Consider the following 24,868-nt stretch of genomic DNA (forward strand, 5'->3'; position numbering starts at 1 on the left):
CTTACGCCTTTCCTGCGAACACCGGCTCGGCGACACCGCGCGCGCCGGGTGTCGCGATGAAAACACCGCCTGCGTGCAAGTCGCCTTGCAGCGCCTGATCGTCGAGGCCGATGCGCGCGCTCGTCACATATAGCGTCCCAAAGTCCGCGCCGCCGAACGCGACGCAGCTCGGCTGCGCGGTCGGCACGTCGACGCGCGCGGTCTCGCGGCCGTCCGGTCCGTAGCGTACGACGCGCGCGCCGCCCCACTGCGCGTTCCAAAGGCCGCCATCGCCGTCGATGGCGGAGCCGTCGGGTTCGCCGGTGGCGTCTTTCAGCTCGACGAACACGCGATCGTTGTCGAACGTCGGGTAGTCGCAGGCGCGGATTTCACGCGCCGGCGAATCGCAGTAGTACATCGTCGCGCCGTCCGGGCTGAACGCGATGCTGTTCGAAATCGCGCAATCGCCGAGCGGCAGCCGTTCCAGCGACAAATCCGCATTCAGCCGATAAAACCCGCCGATCGCCTCGGCCTTCGCCACATCGTGCTTCGTGCCGAACACGAAGCGCCCCTGGCGGTCGCATCGGCCGTCGTTCACGCGCGTCGGCAGGCCGGCTTCGACGTCCATGACCGTGTCGATTTCGCCCGTCGCGAGGTTGAAGAACGCGAGCCGCGACGCGAGCCCCAGCAGCAAGAATCCCGGATCGGCGCACAGAGCAAAGCACGCGAGCCGCTCGGACATCGCGAACGAATGGCTCGTCCGATCGCGCGGATCATAGCGCCACAAGCGCGCGCCTTCAATGTCGGTCCAGTAGAACCGCCCGCTCGACGCGCACCACGTCGCGCCTTCGCCCAGCGCGCACTGGCTGTCGACCAGGAGTTCCGCGGGCGCTGCCATCACGCCCAGCCTGCGTCGATGACCATGTCCTGCGCGGTCATCATGCGGCTGTCGTCGGAGGCGAGGAAGAGCGCGGCGCGCGCGAGATGCACCGGCAGCAGTTCGCCGTCGATGCACTGCCCTTCCTTGAGCGTGCGGCGGCCGGCGTCGTCGAGCCAGAGGCGCTTTTGCTTTTCCGTCATCACCCAGCCCGGCACGAGCGTATTCACCCGGATGTTGAACGGCCCCAGATCGCGCGCGAGGCCGCGCGTCATGCCCTGCACCGCCGACTTCGCCGTCACGTAGACCGGATAGCCGCCGTTCTTGAGCATCCAGCTCACCGATCCGAGATTGATGATCGAGCCGCCGCCGAGTTGCTTCATGTCCTCGATCACGGCTTGCGCCGCGAAAAACTGGTGCCGGATGTTCACCGCGATGCCCGCGTCGTAGGACTCGGGCGTCACGTCCTCTATCTTGTGGCGCTTGTCGTTCGCGGCGTTGTTCACCAGCACCGCGATCGGTCCGAGCGCATTGCGCACGTCGGCGATGCCTTTTCGCAACGCGTCGATATCGGTGAGATCGACGCGCAGGAACATCGGCCGGAAGCGGCCTTCGGCGAGATCCGCGCCCAGTTGGTCGGCTAGCGCTTCGCCCGCGTCGGTATCGATGTCGAAGAACGCGACCTTCGCGCCCTGATCGAAGAAATGCTCGACGAAGCCCGCGCCGATGCCGGTCGCGCCGCCTGTGATCAGCACCGTCTTGCCGGCGAGGCTGGGATAGCGCGCGAGCGCCGTATCGATGGATGCCATGCTCGTTCTTCCCTCTGACAAATGGTTAGTCACGCGATCCGCGGTTCTTCAACTGGTCGAGCAGCACCGCCGCCAGCAGGATCGCGCCGCGCACGAGGTACTGGTAGAAGGCGTCGATGTTCATCAGGTTCATCACGTTCTCGACCGTGCCCATGATCAGCACGCCGATCACGACGCCCGAAATCGTCGCGCGGCCGCCCAGCAGCGACACGCCGCCCAGCACGCACGCCGAAATCACGTTCAGCTCGAAACCCTGCGCGGCGTTCGGCTGACCGGAAGTGATCCGCGACGCGAGGATCACGCCCGCCAGCGCGGTGACGGCGCCCTGAATCAGGAAAATCCAGACGCGCGTGCGTTCGACGTTGATCCCCGCGAGCCGCGACGCTTCCGGATTGCCGCCGATCGCCAAAGTATTGCGACCATACACCGTTTGGTTGAGCAATACGCCAAAAACGATGAAGCACGCGAGCGTGACCCAGATCGGCAGGGAGATGCCGAAGAGCGTCAGTCCGCCGAGCGCGATAAAAGTATCCGACGACACGCCCACCGCCTGCCCGTGCGACACGATGAAACCGAACCCGCGCACGATTTCCATCGTCGCGAGCGTCGTGATCAGCGCGTTGATGCGCAGGTACGCGATCACCGCGCCGTTGATGAAGCCGATCACCGCGCCCGCCGCGACCGCCGCGACGATCGAGATGAACGTGTTGCCGGTGGCGTTGAGCACCATCGCGCAGAGGACGCCGGCAAACGCGATCGTCGAGCCGACCGAGAGGTCGAAGTCGCGCGACGCGAGGCAGAACATCATCGTGCACGCGACCATGCCGATCTGCGAGATCGAGAGCGCGAGGCCGAGCATGTTCTCGATCGAGAAGAAGTGGTCGACCGTCGCCGACATCGTGACGAACATCACGATGAAGATCACGATCAGGCTGTATTCGGTGATCTGTTGCCACCATTTCTGCTTGTCGGTTTTCGGCGGAATCAGCGCGTTCGCGACCGATTCGCTCGCCTGGCTGACGATGTTTTCTCTTGCTTCCATGATTCGCTCCGTATTCCCTAGAACCCGTTCAGGCCGCCTTGGCCGTCGTATCCGACTGCGGCAGCGCGAGACTCAGCACCGATTGTTCGTTCGCCCGCGCGCGCGGCAATTCCCCCGCGATCCGACCCTGTCGCATCACGACGATCCGGTCCGACACGCCGAGCACTTCCGGCAGCTCTGACGAGATCATCAAGATCGCGCAGCCGCGCTCGGCTAGTTGATAGATGACGTTGTAGATTTCGTGCTTCGCGCCGACGTCGATGCCGCGCGTCGGTTCGTCGAGGATCACGACTTTCAGGTCCGGCTCGGCGAGCCAGCGCGACAGAATCGCCTTCTGCTGGTTGCCGCCCGACAGGAAGCGGATCTTCTGCTTGCGGCTCGGCGTCTTGATCTTGAGCAGCTTGATGAAGCGCTCGGCCGTCTGCGCTTCCTTCTTGCGGTCGAGGAAGAACCCGCCGTGCAGATAGTGCCGGCGGCACGAGATGTTGATGTTCTCCGCGACCGTCGCCATCGCGATCACGCCTTCTTCCTTGCGGTCTTCCGGACACAGCACGATGCCGTTGCGGATCGCCTCGCCGGTGCTGCGCACCTTGATCGGCTTGCCGTCGAGTTCGATCGTGCCCGCTTTTTTCTTGTCGGCACCGTAGACGAGGTGCATCAACTCGCTGCGCCCCGCGCCGACGAGCCCGAAGAACCCGACGATCTCTCCGCGCCGCACCTCGAAGCTGGCCGGCGCGTTCAGCACATGCCCTTCGACGTTCGCGACCGAAAAGCGCACCGGGCCGAGTTCGCGCGGCTTGTAGTCGTAGATGTCGCTGATTTCGCGGCCGACCATCTCCTGCACGAGCGTCTCGCGCGGCACGTCGGCGAGTTTTTCGTGCGACTTGATCTTGCGACCGTCGCGGAAAATCGTGCAGGTGTTGCACAGCTCGTAGATCTCGTCCATGCGGTGCGAGATGTAGATCAGCGCGCGGTTGTCCGCCTGCAGATCGCGCACGAGCTTGAAGAGCACTTCGGTTTCGCGGTGCGAGAGCGAGCTCGTCGGTTCATCGAGTGCGATCACCCGCGCGTTGCGGAGCAGCGCTTTACAAATTTCCACCATCTGCCGCTGCGCGATCGAGAGCTTGCGCAGCTTGGCGTTGGGGTCCAGATCGACGCCCATCGCTTGCAAGCGTTCCTTCACATGCTTTTTCGCTTCGCGCTTGTTCACCCAGCCGAACGTGCTCGGCAGCGCGCCGAGCAACAGGTTTTCGGCAACCGTGAGATCCGGCACGTATTGCAGTTCCTGGTGGATCACCGCGATCCCGGCCGCAATCGATGCCGCCGCGCTCGGAAAATGCACTTCCTTGTCGTCGATGAGGACGCGGCCCGAGTCGGGCTGGTACTCACCGCCGAGAATCTTGAGCAAGGTCGATTTACCTGCGCCGTTCTCGCCCATCAGGCCGTGAACCTCGCCTGCGTGGACGTCGAACGACACGCCGTCGAGCGCGCGCACGCCTGGAAACACCTTGCCGATATTGTCAAAACGCAGCGTCGCTGACACATCGCCTCCTTGAGTTCTTCGAAGGCCGTCCGATAAACATACGTGGACGGCCTTTCTTCCACCTGACGTAGAACCTTACTTAGCCGACGCCAAGCCCATCTTTTCACGCACTTCCGCCACGTTGTCGCGGGTCGCGAGCATGCCGCTCGTGAGCGTGAGCTTCGGCGGTTCCTTGCCGTCCTTGATCCAGGCGTACATCAGTTCCGACGTTTCCTCGCCGTGGCGCTTCGGGCTGATGATCACGGTGCCGAAGAAGCCGGTCGGGTTCGGCTTCTTGAACTCGTTCAACGCCGAATCCGATCCGCCGATCCCCACGCCGATCATGTTGTCCGCCTTGAAGCCCCGGCCTTCCGCCGCGCGCACGGCGCCGAGCACGCCTTCGTCGTTCAGCGCGAACGCCACCCAGTGCTTGAACTTCGTGTTCTTCGTGAGCGCGATGTTCGCGGCGTTGAACGCGTTTTCCGTGTCGGTCTTCGCCTGCGGCGCCATGATGATGTTGGCCTTCGGGAAGCCAGCGGCGACGAGCGCGTCGGCGGCGCCGGTCGTGCGGTCGTGGGCGGTCGGGAGCTGCTCGTAGGTCACGTCGATCGCGCCGACGTCGGCCATGTTCCAGCCGCGCTTCTTGATCTCGGCGGCGATGCCCTCGCCCACTTGCTTGCCGATGTTGTAAGCCGAGATGCCCATGTGCGGCACCGATTCGATCGGCTTGCCGGCGCCGTCGACCAGGCGGTCATCGACCGTCATCATCTTCAGACCGTCGGCTTTGGCCTTGGCAACGATGCCCGGCCCGAGCTTCACGTCAGGCGTGCAGATCACGAAGCCTTGCGCCTTCTGGGCGGCGAGGTTGTCGATCGCGCTCATCACCTTTTCGCCCGACGGTGCGCCGATCTTCACGAGCGTGAAGCCTTTCTCCTTGGCGGCCATTTCCGCGAACTTCCACTCGTCCTGGAACCACGGCTCCTCGGGCTGCTTCACGAGAAAGCCGATCTTGACCTGATCGGCAGCTTGCGCCACCGGTGCCGAAATCAGCGTGGCGCTCGCGGCGGTGGTCGCGGCAACCAGCGTGAGGAACATTCTGCGTTTCATGTTGTGTCTCCTGACGTGTGTTTCTTGGTCCATGCGCTTTTTAGAGCGCTAACGAAGGTGTGTGGCCGTGTGTCGACCAGAGCTAGTTCTTTGGCGCTTACTCTGGTCCCATGCCGCGAAGCGGCACGGCTTCTTATGTCGCACCACGGCCTGTGCGTGAAATCTTTCTCAATCGTGGTAAAGCACCGAACGCCCGCCATCCACGGTGATGCAGCTTGCGTTGATAAACGGCGCCTCGTCCGATGCGAGGAACACCGCCGTCATTGCCACTTCTTCCGGCCGGCCCATGCGCTTCATCGGCTGGAGATCGAGCGTCGCCTGCTTCGCGGCGGCGGGATCGGGTTGTTCGTTCCACCAGTCATACGCGAGCTGCGTCTCGATATAACCCGGCGCGATCGCATTGACGCGCACGTTGCGCTCCGCGTATTCGATGCCGAGCGCGCGCGTCAGGCCGATCACGCCGTGCTTCGCGACCGGATACGGGAAGCAGCCGCGGATGATCTTGAAACTGTGCGTCGAGGCGATGTTCACGATGCTGCCCGCACCGCGCTCGACCATGCCCGGCAGCACCGCGCGGCAGCCGTTCCAGACGCCGTCGAGATCGACGGCGAAGCAGCGGCGCCAGTCGTCGTCGGTCATCGTGAGCGGGTCGCGGAACATGTTGATGCCCGCGTTGTTGACGAGCACGTCGACCGGACCGAACGATGCCTGCGCCCGCGCGACCGCTTCCTGCACCGAGGCGCTTTGCGTCACGTCGGTCTGCACAGCGAGCACGTTTTGCGAGCCGGTCTCCCGCACGATGCGTTCGGCCGTCGCGCGCGCCGTCTCGATATCGAGTTCCGCGAGCACCACCGCAGCGCCTTCGCGCGCGAAGGCGAGCGCGATCGCCGCGCCGATTCCGCGCCCGGCGCCCGTGATCAAACCGACCTTGCCGGAGAGACGCGCCGTCATTTCTTCTCACCCCGCGCGATGCGCAATCCGTTGACGAACGCCTTCGCATGCGATGCCGTGACGGCCGCGCTCTGCCCCGGCGTGTACAGCGCCGAGCCGAGGCCGAAGCCGTTCGCGCCCGCCGTGAGGAACGGCCCCATGTTGTCCGGCGAAATCCCGCCGACCGGCACGAGCGGCACCGCCGCCGCGATCACCGCGCGCCACGCCTTCACGACGTGCGGCCCGAGCTGCTCGGCCGGGAACATCTTCAGCACGTCGGCGCCGTTCTTCAGCGCGATGAACGCCTCGTTCGGCGTCGCGACGCCCGGCGCGCACGCGAGGCCCTGCGCTTTCGCGGCGCGCACGACGTCGGCGTCGCTGTGCGGCATGACGATCAGATCGCCGCCCGCAGCCTTCACCTGCGCGACGAAGCTCGAATGCAGCACCGTCCCCGCCCCGACGATCGCGTCGGCGGGCAGCGCCTGGCGGATCGCGGCGATGCTGTCGAACGGCTGCGGCGAATTGAGCGGCACCTCGACGATGCGAAACCCCGCTTCGTAGAGCGCGCGGCCGTGGTCGGCGGCATCGGCGGGCGTGACGCCGCGCAGGATCGCGATCAGCGGACAGGCGCTGAACGCGGCGTCAAGTCCGGCGTGCGGCGCGTACGGCGCGGGCAGGTTGATGTGAGGTTGCATGTCGCTACTCCTTTCAGTTGGCGCGGACGGCGGCGCGCACGAGTCCCGCCTGCGCTGCGATGCGGAAAAGACCACGTTCGGTGGCATCGGCGACGGTTTTCGCGTCGTCGCAGCCGAAGCGTTCGAGCGCCACGCGATACCGCTCGCACAGCGCCTCGTTGCCGATCAGCCGCAGCGTCCGCCCTGCGAGATTCGACTGCTCACGCGCGAGCACCTCGTTCAGTCCGCGCAATTCGTGGCCGATCAAAAGCCCCGACAAATAATCCGACTGCTGCTCCGGTGCGAGCTGGCCGGTCAGCCCGAGCGTCCGGGTGCTGAAAATCGTCGCGAGCATGCCCGCGTGACCCGCGTCCTTCGCCGTATCGACGCCGCGAACGAACGCGTCCGGGTCCTGCTGCGCGGTCGCGCGCATCGTGCGGCCGAGGATCGTGTGGTCGCGCAGCGCGCCGAACGTCTCGCCGGTCATGAATGTATAAAAGCGCTCGATGCGCCCTTCGAACACGAACGCCCACTTAGCGTGCGTGCCCGGCAGGCCGATCAGCGCGCCGTGCGGCTCGTGTCCGAGCGCGGCGTCGCCGGCGAGCGCGCCGACGATCTGCGTCTCCTCGCCGCGCATGACATTCGGCATCGCGCCGGCCTGCAGCACGCCGGGCACGATGTGGACCGTCGCGCCGTTCGCCGCCGACACCTCGACGATGCCTTTCACGAGCGCCGAGGCATCGGCGGGCGTTTCGACATACGGCGCTTCCACCCAACCCTGCGCGCTGCCGACCATGCCTGCGGCGATCACCGGCAGTCCGGGATGGCTTGCGAGCCACCCGCCGCAGGTTTCGTCGAACGCCTGGTCGAAGCCGCCCGCGGGCAGCTTCATGATCCCCGCCGGCGACGCGCGCGAATCCAGCACCGCGCCGTCGTCGCCGAGCAGGTAGGCGCGCAGCGCGGTGGTGCCCCAATCGAGGGCGACGAGCGCGGCTGCGTGCTTCGGGGTCGCGTCGCTCATCGCTTGATCCTGCGCGTCGTGGGCTGCGGCACGCGCCAGCCGAGTTCCTCCGAGATCGCGCGCGCTTCGCGCTGCACGACCGGAATCAATTCTTCCATGCGCTCGTGCGGCATGTAGGGAATCGTGCTCGCCACCGAGAGCGCCGCCACGATCGCGCCCGAAGCGTCGCGCACGGGCGCCGCGACACAACGGATCGACGCTTCGTTTTCTTCGAGGTCGAACGTGAAGCCGCCCTGCGCATAGCGCGTCATGCGCTGCAAAAAAGTATCGATGTCGGGCCGATGGTCGGGCTTGAAACTCGCGCCGGCGAGCGCCCGGTGCGACGACTCCAGCAGCTTCTTCCACAACTCGTGCGGGAGGTCGAGCATCATCGCCTTGCCGATGCCGGTCGATGCGAGCGGCATCCGGTGCCCGACGCGCGAGCGCATTTCGAGGCCGCGCGTGCCGGGGATCTTGTCGATGTAGAGGACGTCGTCGCCATCGCGCACGCCGAGGTGGATCGTGTCGTGAGTGTGCTGCGCGAGCGCTTCGAGATGCGGGCGCGCGACGGCGGTGAGTGGCATCTGTTCGAGCGCGATCGTGCCGAGTTCGATCAGCTTCGGCCCGAGCAGATAGCCGCCCTGCACTTGCCGCAGATAGCGCGCCTGCACGAGCGAGCTGACGAGGCGGTGCGTCGTGCTGCGCGTCGTGCCGAGCGCGGCGCCGAACGCGCGCAGGTCGCGCGCGCCGTTCGCGGCGGCTTCGAGGATCGCGAGGCCGCGCAAGAGCGTCTGCGTGCCCGCCTGCTGCGGCGTGATGTCGACGAGCGCGCTCGGCAGCGCCAGCGAGTCGGGATCGCGGCCGTTCGCGCTTGCGTTGGTTTTATCGACGGCTTTCGGCGCGACGGCGTCAGCGACGTCAAGGTCGATATCGGAATTCGTAGGCTTGTTCATGGCGCTCGATGCTCGATGCTCGTTGGACTGGGCGGCGCGGCGTCAGGCGCGGGGCGTGAGACGCAAACGGCGCGCGGCGAGGGAAATCGCCGGACGTGGCGGCGCGGCCTGCGGGCGCAGGCGGTCGGTCGATGGCATGGCTTGTCTCCGTTCTTTTTTCGCGCGGCTCGTGCTGGATTTGCCGCATCGCGAGTGCCGTTCAGGCTGTGGACGAATTCTAGTTCCGCTTGTCTCGAAAATTCAATATGTGATTGCAGTGTTCAGATAATGGGAGTTACTCGACAAGGACAAATAAAAAAGCCCTGATAAATCAGGGCTTTACTCGTTTAGCGGCATCACACTAAAAACTCACTGCGGCAATTCGGCTGCTCCCATGCGCTTTGCGATCACTCTTGCGCGTTGCGTCAGATACGCCGAACCGCGATGCTCATCGAAATATCGCGGACGGGGCAGCATCACCGCGAGCCTCGCACTTTGCGCGGGCGTCAGATTTGCCGCCGACGTCTTGAAGTAATACTGCGCCGCCGCTTGCGCCCCATACACGCCGTTGCCCCATTCCACCGAATTGAGATAGATCTCGAAGATGCGTTCCTTGTCCATCAGCAGTTCGAGCATCCACGTGATGACGAGCTCATCGGCCTTGCGGATATAGCTCTTCTCCCGCGACAGGAACAGATTGCGCGCGAGCTGCTGCGAAATCGTGGACCCGCCCGCGACGATCTTCCCGCGCGCCTTGTTCTTCTCCCAGGCTTGCAGGATGGCGTCGGTTTCGTAGCCGTTGTTGCTGGCGAAGTTTGCATCCTCCGACGCGATGATCGCGCGCTTCAGATTGCGCGAAATCTGGTCATACGGAACCCAGGTGCGCTGGATCGACAGATCAGGCCGCTCCTGCTTGAGCCGCCACGCATCGGAACGCATGAAAGCGGTCGACGACGGATTGACCGTCGTCCAGATAGCGATCTGCGCGAAAAAGTAGAGTTGCGTCGCGAGGAACGCGATGGCGAGCACCGAGACGCCGTACAGAATCCAGCGCGCCGGGCCGAGACGAACCGCCGTTTTCGTTCGTGTCATGGCAGGAAGTCCGCGCGGTCCGGTGGATCAGGCTTGCGCGCTCAGAACCTTGCGCAGTTCGCGCAACACGACGCCGCCGTCGGGCCGCACGCCGCGCCACACATAGAACGATTCCGCCGCCTGCTCGACCAGCATCCCGAGCCCATCCGACGCGCGCGCGCCGAGCGCTTCCGCGTGGCGCATGAAAACCGTCGGCTGCGGGCTGTACATCATGTCGTAGGTGAGCGAGCCTGAGCCATAGACGCCGTCGTCGCAATCGGGGAGCGCGGCGTCGAGGCTGCCGGCTGTCGCGTTGACGATCACGTCGTATGGGCCGGCTTCGACGGCATCCGCGCCGCCGCCCGAAAAGCGCACGTGCGCGGCCTCTGCGGCATCGGCGAATTGATCGACCAATTGATGCGCTTTGGCTGCTGTCCGGTTCACGATCGTCAACGCGGCGGGCTTCTTCTCGAACATCGGCAGCACGACGCCGCGCGCCGCGCCACCCGCGCCGAGCAGCAGAATCCGCGCGCCTTCGAGCCGCACGCCGAGGTTCTGCTCGATGTCGCGCACGATGCCGACGCCATCGGTGTTGTCGCCGCGAATGCCGTCGATGGTGAACGCAAGCGTGTTCACCGCGCCCGCCGCAGCGGCGCGCGGTGTGAGCGAATCGGCGAGCGCGTGGGCGTCGAGCTTGAACGGCACGGTCACGTTCATGCCGCGTCCGCCCGCTTCGATGAACGCGCGCACGTCGTTCGCGAACGCGCCGATCGTCCCGAGGATGCGGCCGTACTCGACCGGCTCGCCCGTCTGCTCGGCGAAACGCGCGTGAATCCACGGCGACTTGCTGTGTTCGATCGGATTGCCGATCACGGCGTAGCGGTCGAGGTTCATCGCGTCTCCGTCGCGTCGGTGGGGGGTTGTTCGGGCTCGCCGGCCGGGGCTTCCGGCGTGGCTTCGGCCTGCGCTTCGGCTTCGCTTTCGGCGCTCAGATCGGTCGTCTCGATAATTTCCTCTTCGGCCTCCTCTTCCGCGACTTCAGCCGATGCCGACGGCGCATCGATTACATGCAGCAGCCGGCACGACGCCTCGACGGTCAGTTCATCGATCGACATCACGTCGAGCATCACCTTCGTGCCGCGCGCGTGCACGCCGAGACCCGGCACATGCAGCATCAGCGGGATTTCGTCGAGGCGCACGAGATCGTCCTTCACCACCGACGCCGCCACGTGCTTCCTGTTCTCCTGCTTGAGCCAGCGCAGGCACCAGAAATACTCCATGCGGCGCTGGTGATCGGCGTAGGCGGAATACGTATCGTCGAAGCCCTGCACGACAGCAAAGAGATCGGCGTCCTTCGGCTTGAACGGCGCGGCGAGCTTCGCCGTCACGCCGTGCTGCACGCATGCGAGCAACTGCCACTGGTTCACCAGATCGACGTAGCGGCGCAGCGGCGACGTGCTCCACGCGTATTGCGCGACGCCCAAGCCTTCGTGGGGCGCGGGCGTCGTCTGCATGCGGGTGCGCTTCGGGCCCGGCCCGCCGAAACCGCGCTGCGAGCGGTAGATGCCCGGCACGCCGTGGTCGTTCAAAAACGCGCCCCACGACGAATTCGCGAGAATCGCCAGTTCCGCGACGATCAGATCGAGCGGCGATCCGCGACGGCGCGGCGTGATCGTGATGTGTTCGCCTTCCACATAGAAGTTGAAATCGTTGTTGCGCTGCACTTCGCGACGCAGGCCGTAAGTCGCGCGCGCTTCCTGGCGCTTCTCGAACAGCGCCTGTGCGAGCGGCCAAAGGACCGCGATGTCTGCCTTGTGCGGATAATCGCCGCTGCCGTTCGCGAGCGTTTCCTCGGTGACGAATTCATCGAGATGGTTGTGGCGCAGGTTGCTCTTCACGAACACGCGCTCGGCGCGCGTCTCGGTGGCGACGATCTCCTGCGTCGCGCGATTCACGATGATGTACAGCGACAGCGCCGGGCGCAGCCCGCCCTCGGCGAGCGTGAACGCCTCGACGACGCTGTCGGGCATCATCGTTATCTTGTCGCCGGGCATGTAGACCGTGGAAAGACGCGTGCGCGCGATCGCATCGACCATGTCGCCGCGCGCGATGCCGAGCGCCGGCGCCGCAATATGGATACCGACGCGCACGCGGCCATCTGCCAGATGCTCGACGGAGAAGGCATCGTCGATTTCGGTGGTCGTGACGTCGTCGATGGAGAACGCTTCGACGTCCGCTTGGGGCAAATCCTCAGGCAGCGGCGGAATCTCGACCGCCGCAAAACCGATGCCGTGCGGGAAGAATTCGGACAGGAAACGCGCCTCGTGCAACGCCCGCGCCGACGGAATCCCGCCGCATTCGAGCATCAGCCGCGCCTGCGAAATGCCGCGCGCAGCAGCGGCGGCTTCGAGCGCCTTGTATTCAATCGAATTCTTGTCGGGCTTGGTCAGGAGGCCGATCGCCTTGCCGGCGAGCGCCTCGGGCAGCTTGCCCGCCTTCAGTTCCTCTTCGTAGCCGGCCTGCACGAGCGCCTGCTGGCGCTTCTTTTCCAGCGACGCGAGCGCCATCTGCAACTGTTCCTGCGGCGCGCGCTGATACTGCCCGCGCCCCTTGCGGCGGAAATACACCGGCGCGCCGTGCATGCGCAGCACGAGCGCCGCGCGTTCGACCGCGCCGAACTTGTCGCCGAAATAATCGGCGCCGAGCGTCGCGAACGGAAACTCTTCGTCGGGCGCGCATTCCCACAGGAAGTCGAGGTCGATGTCCTGGGCGATGGTGTCGGCTTCCTTTATCAGGTCGCCGGCGGTGGGCTTCTCGAATTCGATCAACACGTCTTTCGCGCGCACTTTCGCTCGCCGGCCGCCCGGCAACTCGACCTGGAAGGCGTCGCCCTGTTTCGACAGGACCGCTCCGGCCTTGAAACTACCCGATTCCTCAAAGAAAACGTTCACTCAATACTCTCGCAAGACTGTGGACCGGCGAGCGCGATTGCTCGCCGTATTCGATTTAGCTTAGGGCAACGTGGATCTGGCGCTGGTTTTAAACGCAGCGCTCGCTCGCGGCAGAAGGCGGACGGCGGACGGCACGCTCACGCCGCCGCGTGCGCCACCGTCGCGGGCGGACGCGGCGCGCAAAACACGAGCACTTCATCCAGATACTTCGGAAAATCGCTGATCGCGTGATCGCCGCCCTGGATCAGCGTCGTGCGCACGTTGGGGTAATGCTCGAGCATCGTGCGGTAGTCGAGCACTTCGTCGCCGGTCGCGGCTATCAGATAGTAGCGCTCCGGCCGCGTGATGGCGTCGACGCCGAGCGCGCGCAGTTCATCGAGATGAACCGGCTCCACGACGATGCTGCCGCCGCCATGCCACAACGGCTGTTCGCCGAGGTAGTGGCTCAAATCGCGCTGCGGCACGACCGCTGGATTGAGCAGTACCGCGCGCCAGCCGTGCTTTTCGGCGAGGTACGTCGCGTAATAGCCGCCGAGCGAACTGCCGATGACCGTGACATCTTCTGCATCGGCTTTTGCGACCAGCGATTCAGCCAGCGCGATCGCTTCGCGCGGCGAAACGGGCAGGACCGGGCACTGCCATTCGTCGAGCCGTCCGAGTTCCGCGAGACGCGCGCGCATCACGCGCGCCTTGAACGATTGCGGTGACGAGCGAAAGCCGTGCAGGTAGAGAATCACGCGTGGCCCCTGGCGGGTCGCGCCGAAAGCGCGTCCAGCAGTTTCTGATGCACGCCGCCGAAGCCGCCGTTGCTCATCACGAGGACGTGATCGCCCGGCTCTGCGGCGACGACGACCGCCTTGACCAATTGGTCGATTTCGTTGAACGCGCGCGCCTTTTCGCCGAGCGGCTCGAGCGCTTCGGCGAGATCCCAGCCGAGCTTGTCGCGGCCTTCGCGCGCGCCGTAGCCGAAGACGAGATCGGCGTCTTTCAGACTTGCAGGCAGTTGCGCCTTCATCGTGCCGAGTTTCATCGTGTTCGAGCGCGGCTCGAGCACGGCGAGAATGCGCGCCGCCTTGTCCGCCCCACCGATGCGCGTACGCAAACCGGCGACGGTGGTTTCGATGGCGGTCGGATGATGGGCGAAATCGTCGTAGACGGTGATGCCGTCGACGCTGCCCTTCACTTCCATGCGCCGCTTGACGTTGCGAAAACTCCCGAGCGCCTTCACCGATATCGAAGGCGGCACGCCGACCGAGCGCGCCGCCGCGATCGCCGCGAGAGCGTTCATGCGGTTGTGCTCGCCCTGCACCTGCCAGTCGACGACGCCCATGCGCTCGCCTTCCCAGTACACGGCGAACTGTTCGTCGACGGTCGCGCCGTCCGTAGCTGGCAGCGCCTGCCAGCCGCCGTCGACGCCGAAGCGTTCCACGCCCGACCAGCAGCCGCGCGTCAGCACGCGTTCGAGCGCGCTCTCGCGGCCGTTCGTCACGACCCGCCCGACGCCCGGCACGGTGCGCACGAGATGATGGAATTGCGTTTCGATGGCGGCGAGATCGGGGAAGATGTCGGCGTGATCGAATTCGAGGTTGTTCAGCACCGCCGTGCGCGGCCGGTAGTGGACGAATTTCGAGCGCTTGTCGAAGAACGCGGTGTCGTACTCGTCAGCTTCGATCACGAAGAAGCTCGAATCGGTCAGCCGCGCCGAAATGCCGAAGTTCAGCGGCACGCCGCCGATCAGAAAGCCCGGATTCAGCCCGCCTTCCTCTAGCAGCCACGCGAGCATCGAACTCGTCGTAGTCTTGCCGTGCGTGCCAGCGACCGCGAGCACCCATTTGCCATTCAGCACGTGCTCGCCGAGCCACTGAGGCCCCGACGTATAAGGCAGCCCGCGATCGAGAATCGCCTCCGTCAGCGGATTGCCGCGCGTGACCACGTTGCCGATCACGAAGAGATCAGGTTGGAGCGAAAGCTGTTCGACGCCGTAACCTTCAATCAACTCGATGCCTTGCGCTTCGAGTTGCGTGCTCATCGGCGGATAGACGCCGGCGTCGCAGCCGGTGACCTTGTGGCCCGCCTCGCGGGCGAGGACGGCGAGACCGCCCATGAAGGTGCCGCAGATGCCGAGGATGTGGATGTGCATAAAGCCTGGTCGCGCGCGGGGCGCAGTCTCGGAAAACACAGGCCGGGCGGCTTTCAAGGGCCCGACCGCGAAGAAACAAGAAGGCGCTTATTGTAACCGAGGGCGCCAGCCGCTCCGGCTTTCCGCACGGCCGTTTGCCGCAGCCGGAAGGCTCCCTGATCTCTAGTATGATTCCGAGATGATTCGCAAATCTCATTTCGATCCGCAGCGCGTTCGCGAGGAAATCGCGATCGCCGCTGCGCGGATGATCGCCGAAGACGGGCTCGACTACTCCACCGCGAAACGCAAGGCGGCGAAGCAGGTTGTCGGCGAGACGAAGGTCGGCGGCGAATGGCTGCCGGATAACGACCAGATCGAAGAAGAGATTCGCGAGTATCAGTCCCTTTTCCAGAGCGACACGCAGCCCGTCGTGCTGCGCCGGATGCGCGAAGTTGCGCTCGACTGGATGCTGCGGCTCGAACAGTTCAGTCCGTATCTGACGGGCGCTGTCTTGAACGGCACGGCAGGTGAACATTCCGACATCCATCTGCAATGTTTCTGTGACAACCCCAAGGAAGTTGCGATTTATCTGCTGAACGCGAATGTTCAATATGACGTGTCCGAGACTCGGCACTTCGCCGGGCGCGGCTATGTCGAAACCCTGAGCTTCCTGAACCGGCCGACGCGCGCGGAAGAACCTATGGGCATCCACATCGCGCTCTACGACACCAACGATTTGCGCGGTGCCGTGCGCGCCGACGGCCGCGGACGGCAGGCGCGCGCGAATGCGTCGGCGGTGCGCGCGCTGCTCGGTCCCTCCGATACGCCACCGGCCATCGGCATTGCCGGCTGATTACGGCGCAACGCACTTACAAGTATCTACATGAACTCGAAACGCATTCTGGCGGCCATCGTGGTCGCGATCGCCGCTACCGCTGGCGGCTTCTACGCCGGTCACCTGATGACGGGCGGGACGAGCGAAGCGGCTTCGTCGTCGAACGCCGTCGATCATTTGTGGACCGCGACGCTTCAAAACGCCGACGGCACGCAGCAATCGCTCGCGGCCTTCAAGGGAAAACCGATCGTCGTGAACTTCTGGGCATCGTGGTGCGGACCGTGCGTGAAAGAGATGCCCGCGCTCTCCGCGCTGCACACTCAATATAAGAAGAAGGGCATCACGTTCATCGGCCTGGGCGTCGATACCGAGAAAAACATCAACGATTTCCTGCGCAAGGTGCCGGTGAGCTACCCCGTGTACATCGCAGGATTCGGTGGCGCCGACCTCGCCCGCCACTTCGGCGATGACGCCGGCGGTCTGCCATTTACCGTCGTAATCGACGCAAAAGGCGTCGTACGGTCGACAAAACTCGGCGAAGTCGATCCTGCCGAGCTGAAACACACGCTCGACGCGCTGTAACAGTCATTCGCGCGACTCACGCAAATTGGCGCCGGAAGGCGCCAATTTCGCATCCATTTGCTTATTTTTGAGAGAACATGCGGGCACGAGCGTCGCCGATGGTGTAATTTGTGCCGGTAACAAATTAAGCGCCGCCCTGTAAAACTAGACAAAATTCTCTAAAGAGCGCTAAAGTGCGCCCAATTCGCACAAACCGAAGCGACTATGACCTCAACGCTGACGCTGCGCAGCATTCATCCGAAATTGGGCGGGATCCGGGAACCGGATGCCGCCGTTCACGTAGCGGCGACCGCCACGCGCGCCCCGCTTCATCGCAGCAACCGCAAGTGCTTCCGGCATCAACATCACTGTTCCGGCCAGATCGCAATGAACGCGGTCTCGTTCAGACAGGCACTGCCACCGGCACGTTGACCCGCCGGCCACGCGACACCCATAAATCAAGTCAAGCACCGGAAGCACTTCCGGTCTCCAAGTATTGAAAGGGGATTTTTCGATGGACCTTCGTAAACTCAAAACGCTGATCGACCTCGTCTCGGAATCCGGTATCTCGGAACTCGAAGTGACGGAGGGCGAAGGAAAGGTTCGCATCGTCAAGAACGCGGCGCCCGTGTACATGCAGGCGCCCCAGCAGTACATGCCGCAAGGCCTGCCGCAGCAGGCGCCGCAGTTCGGCCCCGCGAGCGATGCCGGCGCCGCCGCTGCGCCGGCCGCGGCTCCCGTCGCTGCCGCACCTGAAGGCCACATCGTGACCTCGCCGATGGTCGGCTCGTTTTACCGCGCGCCGTCGCCGGGTGCGGAGCCGTTCGTGCAGGTCGGCGATACGGTGAAGGAAGGCCAGACGATCTGCATCATCGAAGCGATGAAGCTCCTGAACGAGATCGAGTCGGACAAGTCGGGCGTCGTGAAGGAAATTCTGTGCGAGAACGGGCAGGCGGTCGAATACGGCCAGCCGCTTTTCGTGATCGGCGAGTAAGCCGGGCGAATTCATGCCGCACCGGCGCGCCGCGCTTCATCGGAACGGGCGCAATGGCGTTGGCAAACTCAGGCATTCGCCGCGTCCGCGTGAGCGCTCCGAAGCAACCGGAGCAGCAACGCGCCGCCGATCCTCCAGGGCCGCACAGCCGGTCCGCTGATGAGTCGAATAATTGCTATGTTTGAAAAAATCCTCATTGCGAACCGTGGCGAGATCGCGCTTCGCATCCAGCGCGCGTGCCGCGAACTGGGCGTCAAGACGGTCATCGTCTATTCGGAAGCCGACAAGGAAGCGAAGTACGTAAAGCTCGCCGACGAAGCGGTCTGCATCGGACCGGCGCCGTCGAACCTTTCGTACCTGAACATGCCGGCGCTCATCAGCGCGGCCGAAGTCACCGACGCCGAAGCGATCCACCCCGGCTACGGCTTTCTTTCGGAGAACGCGGATTTCGCGGAGCGCGTCGAGCAGTCGGGCTTCACGTTCATCGGGCCGCGTCCTGAAACGATCCGCATGATGGGCGACAAGGTCACCGCCAAGCAGACGATGATCAAGACCGGCGTGCCGTGCGTGCCGGGCTCGGAAGGCGCGTTGCCCGACGATCCGAAGGAGATCGTGAAGATAGCCCGCACGATTGGTTATCCGGTGATCATCAAGGCGGCGGGCGGCGGCGGCGGGCGCGGGATGCGCGTCGTGCACACGGAAGCGGCGCTCGTGAACGCGGTCAACATGACGCGCGAGGAAGCGGGCCGTGCGTTCGGCAATCCGCAGGTCTATATGGAGAAGTTCCTTGAGAACCCGCGTCACATCGAGATCCAGATTCTCGCGGATTCGTTCCGCAACGCGATCTGGCTCGGCGAGCGCGATTGCTCGATGCAGCGCCGTCACCAGAAGGTGATCGAGGAGGCGCCGGCGCCGGGCGTTCCGCGCCGTCTGATCGACCGGATCGGCGACCGGTGCGCGGAAGCGTGCAGGAAGATGGGCTATCTCGGCGCGGGCACGTTCGAATTCCTGTACGAAAACAACGAGTTCTATTTCATCGAGATGAACACGCGCGTGCAGGTCGAGCATCCCGTGACGGAGCTGATCACCGGCGTCGATATCGTGCAGGAACAGATTCGCATCGCCGCGGGCGAGAAGCTCTTGTTCCGCCAGAAGGACATTCAGTTCCGCGGCCACGCGATCGAATGTCGGATCAACGCGGAAGATCCGTTCAAGTTCACGCCGTCGCCGGGACGCTTGACGTCGTGGCATTCGCCGGGCGGGCCGGGCATCCGCGTCGATTCGCACGCGTACAACGGCTATTTCGTCCCGCCGAACTACGATTCGATGATCGGCAAGCTGATTTCCTACGGCGCGACCCGTGAGCAGGCGATCAACCGTATGCGTATCGCGCTGTCGGAAATGGTCGTCGAGGGCATTTCGACCAACATCCCGCTGCATCGCGAGATGATGATCGACGCGAAGTTCGTCGAGGGCGGCACGAGCATCCATTACCTCGAAAACAAGCTGGCCGCGCGCCAGGCGGCCGTCGCCGCTGAAGAGGCGTAAGCACAAATGAGTTACCGGGAACTGATCGCCGAGCTGGATCGCGAGCACGCGGAAGCGCTGTCGGACGCGTTGCTGGAAGTCGGCGCGCTGTCGGTGTCGGTGGAAGACGCCGACGCCGATACGCCCGACGAGCAGCCGCTCTTCGGCGAGCCCGGTCTCACACCGGAACGCAGCGCGTGGAAGCGCTCGCGCGTCGTCGCACTCCTCGCCGAAGACGCCGATCCGGCCGTGCTGCTCGCGGCGGCATCGAACGAAATCGGCCTGGCGCAGGCGCCGGCATTCACCGTGCGCGACGTCGAGGAACAGGACTGGGTGCGGCTCACGCAGTCGCAATTCGATCCGATTCCGATCGGCGAGCGCATCTGGGTCGTGCCGTCCTGGCATGACGCACCCGATCCCGACGCGCTGATTCTCGAACTCGATCCGGGTCTCGCGTTCGGCACCGGCAGCCATCCGACGACGCGGCTTTGCATGGAGTGGCTGGAGCTTTCGGTTCAAAAAGATCACTCTGTGCTCGACTACGGCTGCGGCTCCGGCATCCTCGCGATCCTCGCAAAAAAGTGCGGCGCGAATCCGGTGTTCGGCATCGACATCGATCCGCAGGCGGTCGAGTCGGCGCGCCAGAACAGCGAGCGCAATCACGCGGAAGTCACGTACGGCCTGCCCGCCGATTGCCCCGCCGGCGAATTCGATATCGTCGTTGCGAATATCCTTTCGAATCCGCTCAAACTGATGGCGTCGATGCTCGCAGCGAAGGTAAAACCGGGCGGGCGGATCGCGCTCTCGGGCATCCTCGCGCGGCAGGCCGACGAGGTCGCGGCGGTCTATGCGCGCTGGATCGACATCGGCGTCTGGCGCGAACACGAAGGCTGGGTATGCCTCGCCGGGATTCGACGCGAAAGCCTTTAGAATAGCGCCATCGTCCACGAACCGGCCCTCAGGGCCTGCGGCTCAAACATGGCGCTGGCAACCCGCTGTCCTCACTGCGACACCGTATTCCGACTCGATCCGCATCTGCTCGCGCCGCATGATGGCCGCGTGCGCTGCGGGCATTGCCAGGAAGTTTTCGACGCCGCGCACTATCAGTTTGAGTTGACGCCGGAGGGAGGTGTCAAGGCTGCTGAAGTTGGGCAGGCGGTTGCGAAACCTGCTGTCGCGACTTCGCCGGAAGCAACCAAGGCGGAAACGGTAAACGGCACGGCCGTCGAGCACGCGGCGATAAAGACCGAGCCCATTGCGCCGGCTCCCGCGAGCGAGCCGATCGCAGAAACGACGCAACCGGCCAAAAGCGAGCCGGCCTTCTCGAACGAAGGCTCGGACGATGCCGCCGCCGCACTGAAACAACCACAAGCCGCCCCCGCTCAGGCACCCGCACTCGACCCCTTCGGCAAGCCGCACACGAAATCTTTTATCGCGAACGGGGATGCGACGTCAGCAACATCGGCCGCGCCCGCCGACACCTTCGACGAAGATAAGACGGTATTCGCGGCGTTCGGGCATCGTGTCGAGGAGAGCCCTGCTCCGAGCGAATCGCTCGCCGAGCCGCTCATCGGCGAACGCGTCGAGCCATCGCTGGAAGCCTCGGTGAAGGCACCGGCCGGACTCTACGCTGCTACCCCCGCTCCATCGACTTCCCCAGCCGATACCCAAGGCAGGCGTTTCGTACGCGCCCGCACCGGACCGCTCGCGGATCATCCGGCCGAACCCGACGCGAAAGCCGAAGCGCACGAAGCCCACGAAACACACGATGCACACGAAACGCGCAGTGAACCGTTCGTCGGCCCGTCCGCGCACGCTCGATCCGCGACGCCCGAAGCCGAAGGCACGACCCCACCGCCCGCCAGCACCCCCTGGCCCTCCGATCCCGAGCCGCGCTTCAACGCGCCGCCCTACGCCGGCACACACAGCGGCGAAGCCGAGCCCTACCCGCTACTTCGCGAAAAGCCGTCGCTGTTGCGCTCGCCGGCGTTCTGGCGCGTCGCGGGCCGGGTGATCGCGGTCGTCCTCGCGATCACGCTCGTGCTGCAAATACTCTGGTGGCAGCGCGAAAGCGTGATGGTGTACTTCCCACCCGCGCAGTCGCTCTACGCGAAAGCGTGCGAGGCGTTCGACTGCGCCGTTACACCGCCGCGCGACATCGACGGCTTGCAGATCGAGAACTCGAACCTACGCCAGGTCGATGGCCCGCATCGGCTCGAACTGCGGCTCGCGCTGCGCAACCGGTTCGACGTCGCGCTTGCGTACCCGGCGCTCGAACTCACACTCCTCGACGACAAGAACAACATCGCGATTCGCCGCGTGCTGTGGCCGCAAGACTACGCGCGGCCCGGCACGGTGTTCGTGACCGGCCTCGCGCCGCGCAGCACGCAGGCGGTGATCGTGCGGCTCGATACCGGCGAGGCGGTGGCCGCGAACTATCGTGTGCAGGTTTTCTATCCGTGATGAACCCACGCCCTTCGCTTTCTTTCCCCGCGCGCATCCGGTCCCGGACGCGCGCATTCCTCTGAACATCACACGCAATCAGGAGCGCAACATGAGTCAAGTCACCCTCGGCGGCAACCCGATCGATGTCGGCGGCACGTTCCCGTCGGCGGGCCAGCAGGCTGCCGATTTCACGCTGGTCGGCGCGGATCTCGGCGACCTCAAGCTCGCGAATTTCGCCGGCAAGCGCAAGGTACTGAACATCGTGCCGAGCCTCGACACGCCGACCTGCGCCACATCGACCCGCAAGTTCAACGAATCCGCCGGCAAGCTCGACAACACGGTCGTCGTGGTCGTCTCGGGCGACCTGCCGTTCGCGGCCAAGCGCTTCTGCGTGACGGAAGGCCTGGAGAACGTCGTGACGGCATCGACGTTTCGCGGCACCGATTTTGCGAAGGCCTATGGTGTCGACGTGACGAGCGGCCCGCTGAAAGGGCTGACGGCGCGCGCGGTCGTCGTGATCGATGAAAACGACAAGGTCGTGCATTCGGAACTCGTGCCGGAAATCAAGAACGAGCCGAACTACGACGCGGCACTCGCTGCACTGAAGTAAGCAACGTATGCGCGGACCGTTCGCGGTCCGCGCATTCATCATGCGGTGACCTCGCCCGTCAGGTCGAACCTGCCGCCGCCTGATGAATGCGCCATCGAAACGCGCAATTCTTTCTCACCTATTCGATTCAAAGGACGTTCGCCTTGGCTACGCTCATCTGCGGCTCGCTCGCCTACGACAACATCATGACTTTCCAGGGGCGCTTCGGCGACCACATCCTGCCGGACCAGGTGCACATGCTGAACATCAGCTTCCTGGTCCCGACGATGCGCCGCAACTTCGGCGGTTGTGCGGGCAACATCGCGTATGCGCTGAACGTGCTCGGCGGCGACGCGAAGATCATGGCGACGCTCGGCGACGCTGACGCGCAGCTCTACATCGACCGGCTGGACGCGCTCGGTCTCTCGAAGGAATACGTGCGAGTGCTGCCGGGCCAGCACTCGGCGCAATGCTTCATCACCACCGATCTCGGCAACAACCAGATCACCGCGTTCCATCCGGGCGCGATGATGGAGTCGCATCAGAACCACGTCGATCAAACCACCGGCATCACGCTCGGCATCGTCGCCCCGGATGGCGCCGACGGCATGCGCCAGCACGCCGACCAGTTCGCCGCGAAGGGCGTGCCGTTCGTCTTCGATCCGGGCCAGGCGCTGCCGATCCTCGAAGGTGTGGAGCTTCGTCACATGATTGAACTTGCCTCTTACGTGGCGGTCAACGATTACGAAGCCAAGTTGTTGAGCAACAAGACCGGCTGGTCCATCGAGGACATCGCAGGCCGCGTCGAGGCGCTGATCGTCACGCGCGGCGAGCACGGTGCGCAAATTCATCATGAGCAAGGAATCGAGGAGATTCCGGCGGTGAAGGCGCGGCAGATCGTCGATCCGACCGGTTGCGGCGACGCGTTCCGGGGCGGCTTGCTGTACGGTATCGACAACAAGCTTGGCTGGGAGAAGACCGGTCGTCTTGCCAGCCTGATGGGGTCACTCAAAATCGAACATCAGGGACCGCAGACTTACGCGCCCACGCGCACCGACATCGAAGAACGTTTCAAGCAGGCTTTCGGAAGCAGCCTGTCGTAATTAGTGGAGCAAGGCAATGAAATTCATCAGTCGTATCGTGCTGGCAGTAGCGCTCGTCAGCTCAGTGGCCATGTCGGGCTGCGCCTACAACAGCAGTTCGCCCGACGTCTATACTGCATCGCAGGCGCAACGTGAAGAGACCGTCCGCATGGCGACGGTCGAAAGCGTGCGCGGCGTGAAGATCAGCTCGAACAACGGGCAGCCGAGCGGCCTTGGCGCGATCGGAGGCGGCGCGCTCGGCGCGGTGGCCGGCAGCGCGCTCGGCGGCGGACGCGGGTCGATTCTGACCGGTATCGTCGGCGGTCTGGCGGGCGCGGTGGCGGGCAACGCGGTGGAGAACACCACGGCAGTCAAGAACGGCCTCGAGATCACCGTGCGCCTCGACAACGGCGACATGCGCGCCATCACGCAAACCTCGACCGGCGAAGTGTTTCAGGCCGGCGAGCGCGTTCGTCTGCTGTCTAGCGGCGGCGTGACGCGCGTCACGCACTGAGGAGCCTGGCCGGCATCGTCGCCGGTTAGTCGCGAGGGTCAACATCGCGCATGTGCCGAACGGCACATGCGCTTTTTTTCGTCCATACGCCACGCGATGCCGATAAAAAACCCGCCGCTGGATCTCCCTGGCGGCGGGTCTTGACCGGGTAGCCCTACCCGGTCGTGAGACACATCGAGTGTGTCGCGGTGCTGCGTGCTGCTGTCGCTTACGGACGGCTGCCCGTCGGGAACGGCCATGCGGCAGCCGGGTTCAACGCCGTCTTGACCGCTGAAGCCGGAGCCGGAGCTGCCGGAGTCGTGGCGGTGGTTGCCGGAGCTGCAGCCGGGGTCTTCTTCGCGGCAGCGGCCTTCTTGACCGGCGCCTTTTTCGGAGCCGGGGCGGCAGCTTTCTTGGCTGCGACGGGAGCTGCGCTTTTGGTAGCAGCAGGAGCAGCAGGCGCTGCGGGTGCAGCCGCAGCCTTCTTCGCAGCAGGCGCCTTCTTGGCAGCAGGCGCTTTCTTGGCAGCCGGAGCCTTCTTCGCCGCAGGGGCCTTCTTCGCAGGAGCCTTTTTCGCGGGGGCTTTGGCAGCGGCCTTCTTGGCAGGCGCTTTCTTCGCCGCCGCCTTCTTGGCCGGGGCCTTCTTCGCTGCGGCCTTCTTCGCCGGCGCCTTCTTCGCCGCGACCTTCTTGGCGGCGACCTTCTTCGCTGCGGCCTTCTTCGCCGGCGCCTTCTTGGCGGCTACTTTCTTCGCAGCGGCTTTCTTCGCCGGAGCTGCCTTCTTCGCCGCGACCTTCTTCACCGCGACTTTTTTCGCTGCTACTTTCTTTGCTGCGACCTTCTTGGCCGGTGCCGCCTTCTTCGCGGCTACCTTCTTCGCCGGAGCGACCTTCTTCGCTGCGGTTGCCTTCTTGGCGGCTGTTTTCTTCACGGCCGGCTTGGCTGCAGCCTTCTTGGCGGCGGGTTTTTTCTTGGCAAGTGCCATCATTTTCTCCTTCAGGTTTCAGATGAGAGTCAGTTCAAACAACACCCTTCGTCAAAACCCGCTTCCCGCATGGGCTTCTCACGACCCACGCTACGAAGCGGATTATTCATCGGCGTACGCTGATGGAGCCCGCTTACGCTAATGAATACGGCAAGGCGCGCCGTGCCCCGAGGCACCGCGCGCCAAATTGAGTCGACACCCAACACCGGTGCCGGCAATCGCTTGATCGAACCGGCGGCTAAGCCGCCGGCATTTTCCGGGGGGAAGTTTGCCCGTCCCACTGAAGGGTTCGCAAAACGCCTGTCTTCTAGTCGGGCCATTGGCCCTCGAGGCGCACTTTGCAT

General features: G+C 64.5%; 26 protein-coding genes. 10 read left to right on the forward strand and 16 right to left on the reverse strand.

The window, feature by feature from the left end:
* Position 1: 1 nt before the first annotated feature.
* The 14 genes from AWB67_RS02890 to mpl all read right to left on the reverse strand — a co-directional run bounded on the left by AWB67_RS02890 (position 2) and on the right by mpl (position 15,034).
* The gene (locus tag AWB67_RS02890) at positions 2-877 is read right to left on the reverse strand and encodes an SMP-30/gluconolactonase/LRE family protein (protein ID WP_200822155.1); all 876 of its coding nucleotides are present in this window, start codon (positions 875-877) and stop codon (positions 2-4) included.
* Positions 877-1,665 (reverse strand): SDR family NAD(P)-dependent oxidoreductase, encoded by a 789-nt coding sequence (locus AWB67_RS02895; protein WP_087654727.1) that lies wholly within the window; start codon positions 1,663-1,665, stop codon positions 877-879. The genes AWB67_RS02890 and AWB67_RS02895 overlap by 1 nt, the downstream gene beginning before the upstream one ends.
* A gap of 25 nt (positions 1,666-1,690) precedes the next feature.
* Positions 1,691-2,707 carry an L-arabinose ABC transporter permease AraH gene (araH, locus tag AWB67_RS02900; protein ID WP_087654728.1) on the reverse strand — a complete coding sequence of 339 codons (1,017 nt, stop codon included), beginning with the start codon at positions 2,705-2,707 and terminating at the stop codon, positions 1,691-1,693.
* Positions 2,708-2,735: 28 nt separating this feature from the next.
* Positions 2,736-4,250, reverse strand: coding sequence for an L-arabinose ABC transporter ATP-binding protein AraG (araG, locus tag AWB67_RS02905; protein WP_087654729.1), 1,515 nt, complete (start codon positions 4,248-4,250; stop codon positions 2,736-2,738).
* A gap of 75 nt (positions 4,251-4,325) precedes the next feature.
* Positions 4,326-5,336 (reverse strand): arabinose ABC transporter substrate-binding protein, encoded by a 1,011-nt coding sequence (locus AWB67_RS02910; protein WP_087654730.1) that lies wholly within the window; start codon positions 5,334-5,336, stop codon positions 4,326-4,328.
* 168 nt (positions 5,337-5,504) lie between these two features.
* Positions 5,505-6,287, reverse strand: coding sequence for an SDR family oxidoreductase (locus AWB67_RS02915; RefSeq protein WP_087654731.1), 783 nt, complete (start codon positions 6,285-6,287; stop codon positions 5,505-5,507).
* On the reverse strand, positions 6,284-6,961 hold the full coding sequence (locus tag AWB67_RS02920; RefSeq protein WP_087654732.1) for a 2-dehydro-3-deoxy-6-phosphogalactonate aldolase: 678 nt from the start codon (positions 6,959-6,961) through the stop codon (positions 6,284-6,286). The genes AWB67_RS02915 and AWB67_RS02920 overlap by 4 nt, the downstream gene beginning before the upstream one ends.
* 13 nt (positions 6,962-6,974) lie before the next feature.
* Positions 6,975-7,961 carry a 2-dehydro-3-deoxygalactonokinase gene (locus tag AWB67_RS02925; RefSeq protein ID WP_087654733.1) on the reverse strand — a complete coding sequence of 329 codons (987 nt, stop codon included), beginning with the start codon at positions 7,959-7,961 and terminating at the stop codon, positions 6,975-6,977.
* Positions 7,958-8,893, reverse strand: coding sequence for an IclR family transcriptional regulator (locus tag AWB67_RS02930; RefSeq protein WP_087654734.1), 936 nt, complete (start codon positions 8,891-8,893; stop codon positions 7,958-7,960). Before AWB67_RS02930 ends, AWB67_RS02925 begins: the two co-directional genes overlap by 4 nt.
* Positions 8,894-9,241: 348 nt before the next feature.
* On the reverse strand, positions 9,242-9,964 hold the full coding sequence (gene mtgA / locus AWB67_RS02935; RefSeq protein WP_087654735.1) for a monofunctional biosynthetic peptidoglycan transglycosylase: 723 nt from the start codon (positions 9,962-9,964) through the stop codon (positions 9,242-9,244).
* A 27-nt stretch (positions 9,965-9,991) separates the two neighbouring features.
* The gene (gene aroE / locus AWB67_RS02940) at positions 9,992-10,837 is read right to left on the reverse strand and encodes a shikimate dehydrogenase (RefSeq protein ID WP_087654736.1); all 846 of its coding nucleotides are present in this window, start codon (positions 10,835-10,837) and stop codon (positions 9,992-9,994) included.
* Entirely contained in the window at positions 10,834-12,894 is a 2,061-nt protein-coding gene (locus AWB67_RS02945; protein WP_087654737.1) for a ribonuclease catalytic domain-containing protein, read from the reverse strand. Before AWB67_RS02945 ends, aroE begins: the two co-directional genes overlap by 4 nt.
* A 137-nt stretch (positions 12,895-13,031) precedes the next feature.
* Positions 13,032-13,631, reverse strand: a complete 600-nt coding sequence (locus AWB67_RS02950) for a YqiA/YcfP family alpha/beta fold hydrolase (RefSeq protein WP_087654738.1) — start codon at positions 13,629-13,631, stop codon at positions 13,032-13,034.
* Positions 13,628-15,034 (reverse strand): UDP-N-acetylmuramate:L-alanyl-gamma-D-glutamyl-meso-diaminopimelate ligase, encoded by a 1,407-nt coding sequence (gene mpl, locus AWB67_RS02955; RefSeq protein ID WP_125477536.1) that lies wholly within the window; start codon positions 15,032-15,034, stop codon positions 13,628-13,630. The genes AWB67_RS02950 and mpl overlap by 4 nt, the downstream gene beginning before the upstream one ends.
* Positions 15,035-15,212: 178 nt before the next feature.
* On the opposite strand from mpl, the gene AWB67_RS02960 reads away from it, so the two are divergent.
* The 10 genes from AWB67_RS02960 to AWB67_RS03000 all read left to right on the forward strand — a co-directional run bounded on the left by AWB67_RS02960 (position 15,213) and on the right by AWB67_RS03000 (position 23,560).
* On the forward strand, positions 15,213-15,866 hold the full coding sequence (locus AWB67_RS02960; protein ID WP_087654740.1) for a UDP-N-acetylmuramate--alanine ligase: 654 nt from the start codon (positions 15,213-15,215) through the stop codon (positions 15,864-15,866).
* Positions 15,867-15,896: 30 nt separating this feature from the next.
* Positions 15,897-16,430, forward strand: coding sequence for a TlpA family protein disulfide reductase (locus AWB67_RS02965; RefSeq protein WP_087654741.1), 534 nt, complete (start codon positions 15,897-15,899; stop codon positions 16,428-16,430).
* A gap of 204 nt (positions 16,431-16,634) precedes the next feature.
* Positions 16,635-16,841: a hypothetical protein gene (locus AWB67_RS41715; RefSeq protein WP_125477537.1), complete on the forward strand. Its 207-nt coding sequence runs from the start codon at positions 16,635-16,637 to the stop codon at positions 16,839-16,841.
* A gap of 82 nt (positions 16,842-16,923) precedes the next feature.
* Positions 16,924-17,403, forward strand: a complete 480-nt coding sequence (accB, locus tag AWB67_RS02970) for an acetyl-CoA carboxylase biotin carboxyl carrier protein (protein ID WP_087654742.1) — start codon at positions 16,924-16,926, stop codon at positions 17,401-17,403.
* Positions 17,404-17,580: 177 nt separating this feature from the next.
* Entirely contained in the window at positions 17,581-18,951 is a 1,371-nt protein-coding gene (gene accC, locus AWB67_RS02975) for an acetyl-CoA carboxylase biotin carboxylase subunit (RefSeq protein ID WP_087654743.1), read from the forward strand.
* A 6-nt stretch (positions 18,952-18,957) separates the two neighbouring features.
* A complete protein-coding gene (gene prmA / locus AWB67_RS02980) occupies positions 18,958-19,860 on the forward strand; it encodes a 50S ribosomal protein L11 methyltransferase (protein WP_087654744.1) in 903 nt (300 codons plus the stop codon).
* A gap of 48 nt (positions 19,861-19,908) precedes the next feature.
* A complete protein-coding gene (locus AWB67_RS02985; RefSeq protein ID WP_087654745.1) occupies positions 19,909-21,393 on the forward strand; it encodes a DUF3426 domain-containing protein in 1,485 nt (494 codons plus the stop codon).
* Between the two features lie 91 nt (positions 21,394-21,484).
* Complete coding sequence (gene tpx / locus AWB67_RS02990; RefSeq protein ID WP_087654746.1) at positions 21,485-21,985, forward strand: thiol peroxidase; 501 nt, start codon at positions 21,485-21,487, stop codon at positions 21,983-21,985.
* A 143-nt stretch (positions 21,986-22,128) separates the two neighbouring features.
* Entirely contained in the window at positions 22,129-23,067 is a 939-nt protein-coding gene (locus AWB67_RS02995; protein ID WP_087654820.1) for a carbohydrate kinase family protein, read from the forward strand.
* Positions 23,068-23,083: 16 nt separating this feature from the next.
* Positions 23,084-23,560 (forward strand): outer membrane lipoprotein, encoded by a 477-nt coding sequence (locus AWB67_RS03000; RefSeq protein WP_087654747.1) that lies wholly within the window; start codon positions 23,084-23,086, stop codon positions 23,558-23,560.
* Between the two features lie 208 nt (positions 23,561-23,768).
* Here the strand turns inward: AWB67_RS03000 and AWB67_RS03005 are convergent, their stop codons facing one another.
* Both AWB67_RS03005 and AWB67_RS41720 read right to left on the reverse strand, forming a co-directional pair.
* Positions 23,769-24,524, reverse strand: a complete 756-nt coding sequence (locus AWB67_RS03005) for a histone H1-like repetitive region-containing protein (protein WP_087654748.1) — start codon at positions 24,522-24,524, stop codon at positions 23,769-23,771.
* Positions 24,525-24,553: 29 nt separating this feature from the next.
* On the reverse strand, positions 24,554-24,868 hold the full coding sequence (locus AWB67_RS41720; RefSeq protein ID WP_087654749.1) for a hypothetical protein: 315 nt from the start codon (positions 24,866-24,868) through the stop codon (positions 24,554-24,556).

The organism is Caballeronia terrestris, from assembly GCF_001544515.1.
Classification (GTDB): domain Bacteria; phylum Pseudomonadota; class Gammaproteobacteria; order Burkholderiales; family Burkholderiaceae; genus Caballeronia; species Caballeronia terrestris.

What these genes read in the sequence shown, in the direction of transcription:
- AWB67_RS02890 (WP_200822155.1), bottom strand. Translation starts at nt 877, where the DNA reads ATGGCAGCGCCCGCGGAACTCCTGGTCGACAGCCAGTGCGCGCTGGGC.
- AWB67_RS02895 (WP_087654727.1), bottom strand. Translation starts at nt 1,665, where the DNA reads ATGGCATCCATCGATACGGCGCTCGCGCGCTATCCCAGCCTCGCCGGC.
- araH (WP_087654728.1), bottom strand. Translation starts at nt 2,707, where the DNA reads ATGGAAGCAAGAGAAAACATCGTCAGCCAGGCGAGCGAATCGGTCGCG.
- AWB67_RS02910 (WP_087654730.1), bottom strand. Translation starts at nt 5,336, where the DNA reads ATGAAACGCAGAATGTTCCTCACGCTGGTTGCCGCGACCACCGCCGCG.
- AWB67_RS02915 (WP_087654731.1), bottom strand. Translation starts at nt 6,287, where the DNA reads ATGACGGCGCGTCTCTCCGGCAAGGTCGGTTTGATCACGGGCGCCGGG.
- AWB67_RS02920 (WP_087654732.1), bottom strand. Translation starts at nt 6,961, where the DNA reads ATGCAACCTCACATCAACCTGCCCGCGCCGTACGCGCCGCACGCCGGA.
- AWB67_RS02925 (WP_087654733.1), bottom strand. Translation starts at nt 7,961, where the DNA reads ATGAGCGACGCGACCCCGAAGCACGCAGCCGCGCTCGTCGCCCTCGAT.
- AWB67_RS02930 (WP_087654734.1), bottom strand. Translation starts at nt 8,893, where the DNA reads ATGAACAAGCCTACGAATTCCGATATCGACCTTGACGTCGCTGACGCC.
- mtgA (WP_087654735.1), bottom strand. Translation starts at nt 9,964, where the DNA reads ATGACACGAACGAAAACGGCGGTTCGTCTCGGCCCGGCGCGCTGGATT.
- aroE (WP_087654736.1), bottom strand. Translation starts at nt 10,837, where the DNA reads ATGAACCTCGACCGCTACGCCGTGATCGGCAATCCGATCGAACACAGC.
- mpl (WP_125477536.1), bottom strand. Translation starts at nt 15,034, where the DNA reads ATGCACATCCACATCCTCGGCATCTGCGGCACCTTCATGGGCGGTCTC.
- AWB67_RS02960 (WP_087654740.1), top strand. Translation starts at nt 15,213, where the DNA reads ATGATTCGCAAATCTCATTTCGATCCGCAGCGCGTTCGCGAGGAAATC.
- AWB67_RS02965 (WP_087654741.1), top strand. Translation starts at nt 15,897, where the DNA reads ATGAACTCGAAACGCATTCTGGCGGCCATCGTGGTCGCGATCGCCGCT.
- AWB67_RS41715 (WP_125477537.1), top strand. Translation starts at nt 16,635, where the DNA reads ATGACCTCAACGCTGACGCTGCGCAGCATTCATCCGAAATTGGGCGGG.
- accB (WP_087654742.1), top strand. Translation starts at nt 16,924, where the DNA reads ATGGACCTTCGTAAACTCAAAACGCTGATCGACCTCGTCTCGGAATCC.
- accC (WP_087654743.1), top strand. Translation starts at nt 17,581, where the DNA reads ATGTTTGAAAAAATCCTCATTGCGAACCGTGGCGAGATCGCGCTTCGC.
- prmA (WP_087654744.1), top strand. Translation starts at nt 18,958, where the DNA reads ATGAGTTACCGGGAACTGATCGCCGAGCTGGATCGCGAGCACGCGGAA.
- AWB67_RS02985 (WP_087654745.1), top strand. Translation starts at nt 19,909, where the DNA reads ATGGCGCTGGCAACCCGCTGTCCTCACTGCGACACCGTATTCCGACTC.
- tpx (WP_087654746.1), top strand. Translation starts at nt 21,485, where the DNA reads ATGAGTCAAGTCACCCTCGGCGGCAACCCGATCGATGTCGGCGGCACG.
- AWB67_RS03000 (WP_087654747.1), top strand. Translation starts at nt 23,084, where the DNA reads ATGAAATTCATCAGTCGTATCGTGCTGGCAGTAGCGCTCGTCAGCTCA.
- AWB67_RS03005 (WP_087654748.1), bottom strand. Translation starts at nt 24,524, where the DNA reads ATGGCACTTGCCAAGAAAAAACCCGCCGCCAAGAAGGCTGCAGCCAAG.
- AWB67_RS41720 (WP_087654749.1), bottom strand. Translation starts at nt 24,868, where the DNA reads ATGCAAAGTGCGCCTCGAGGGCCAATGGCCCGACTAGAAGACAGGCGT.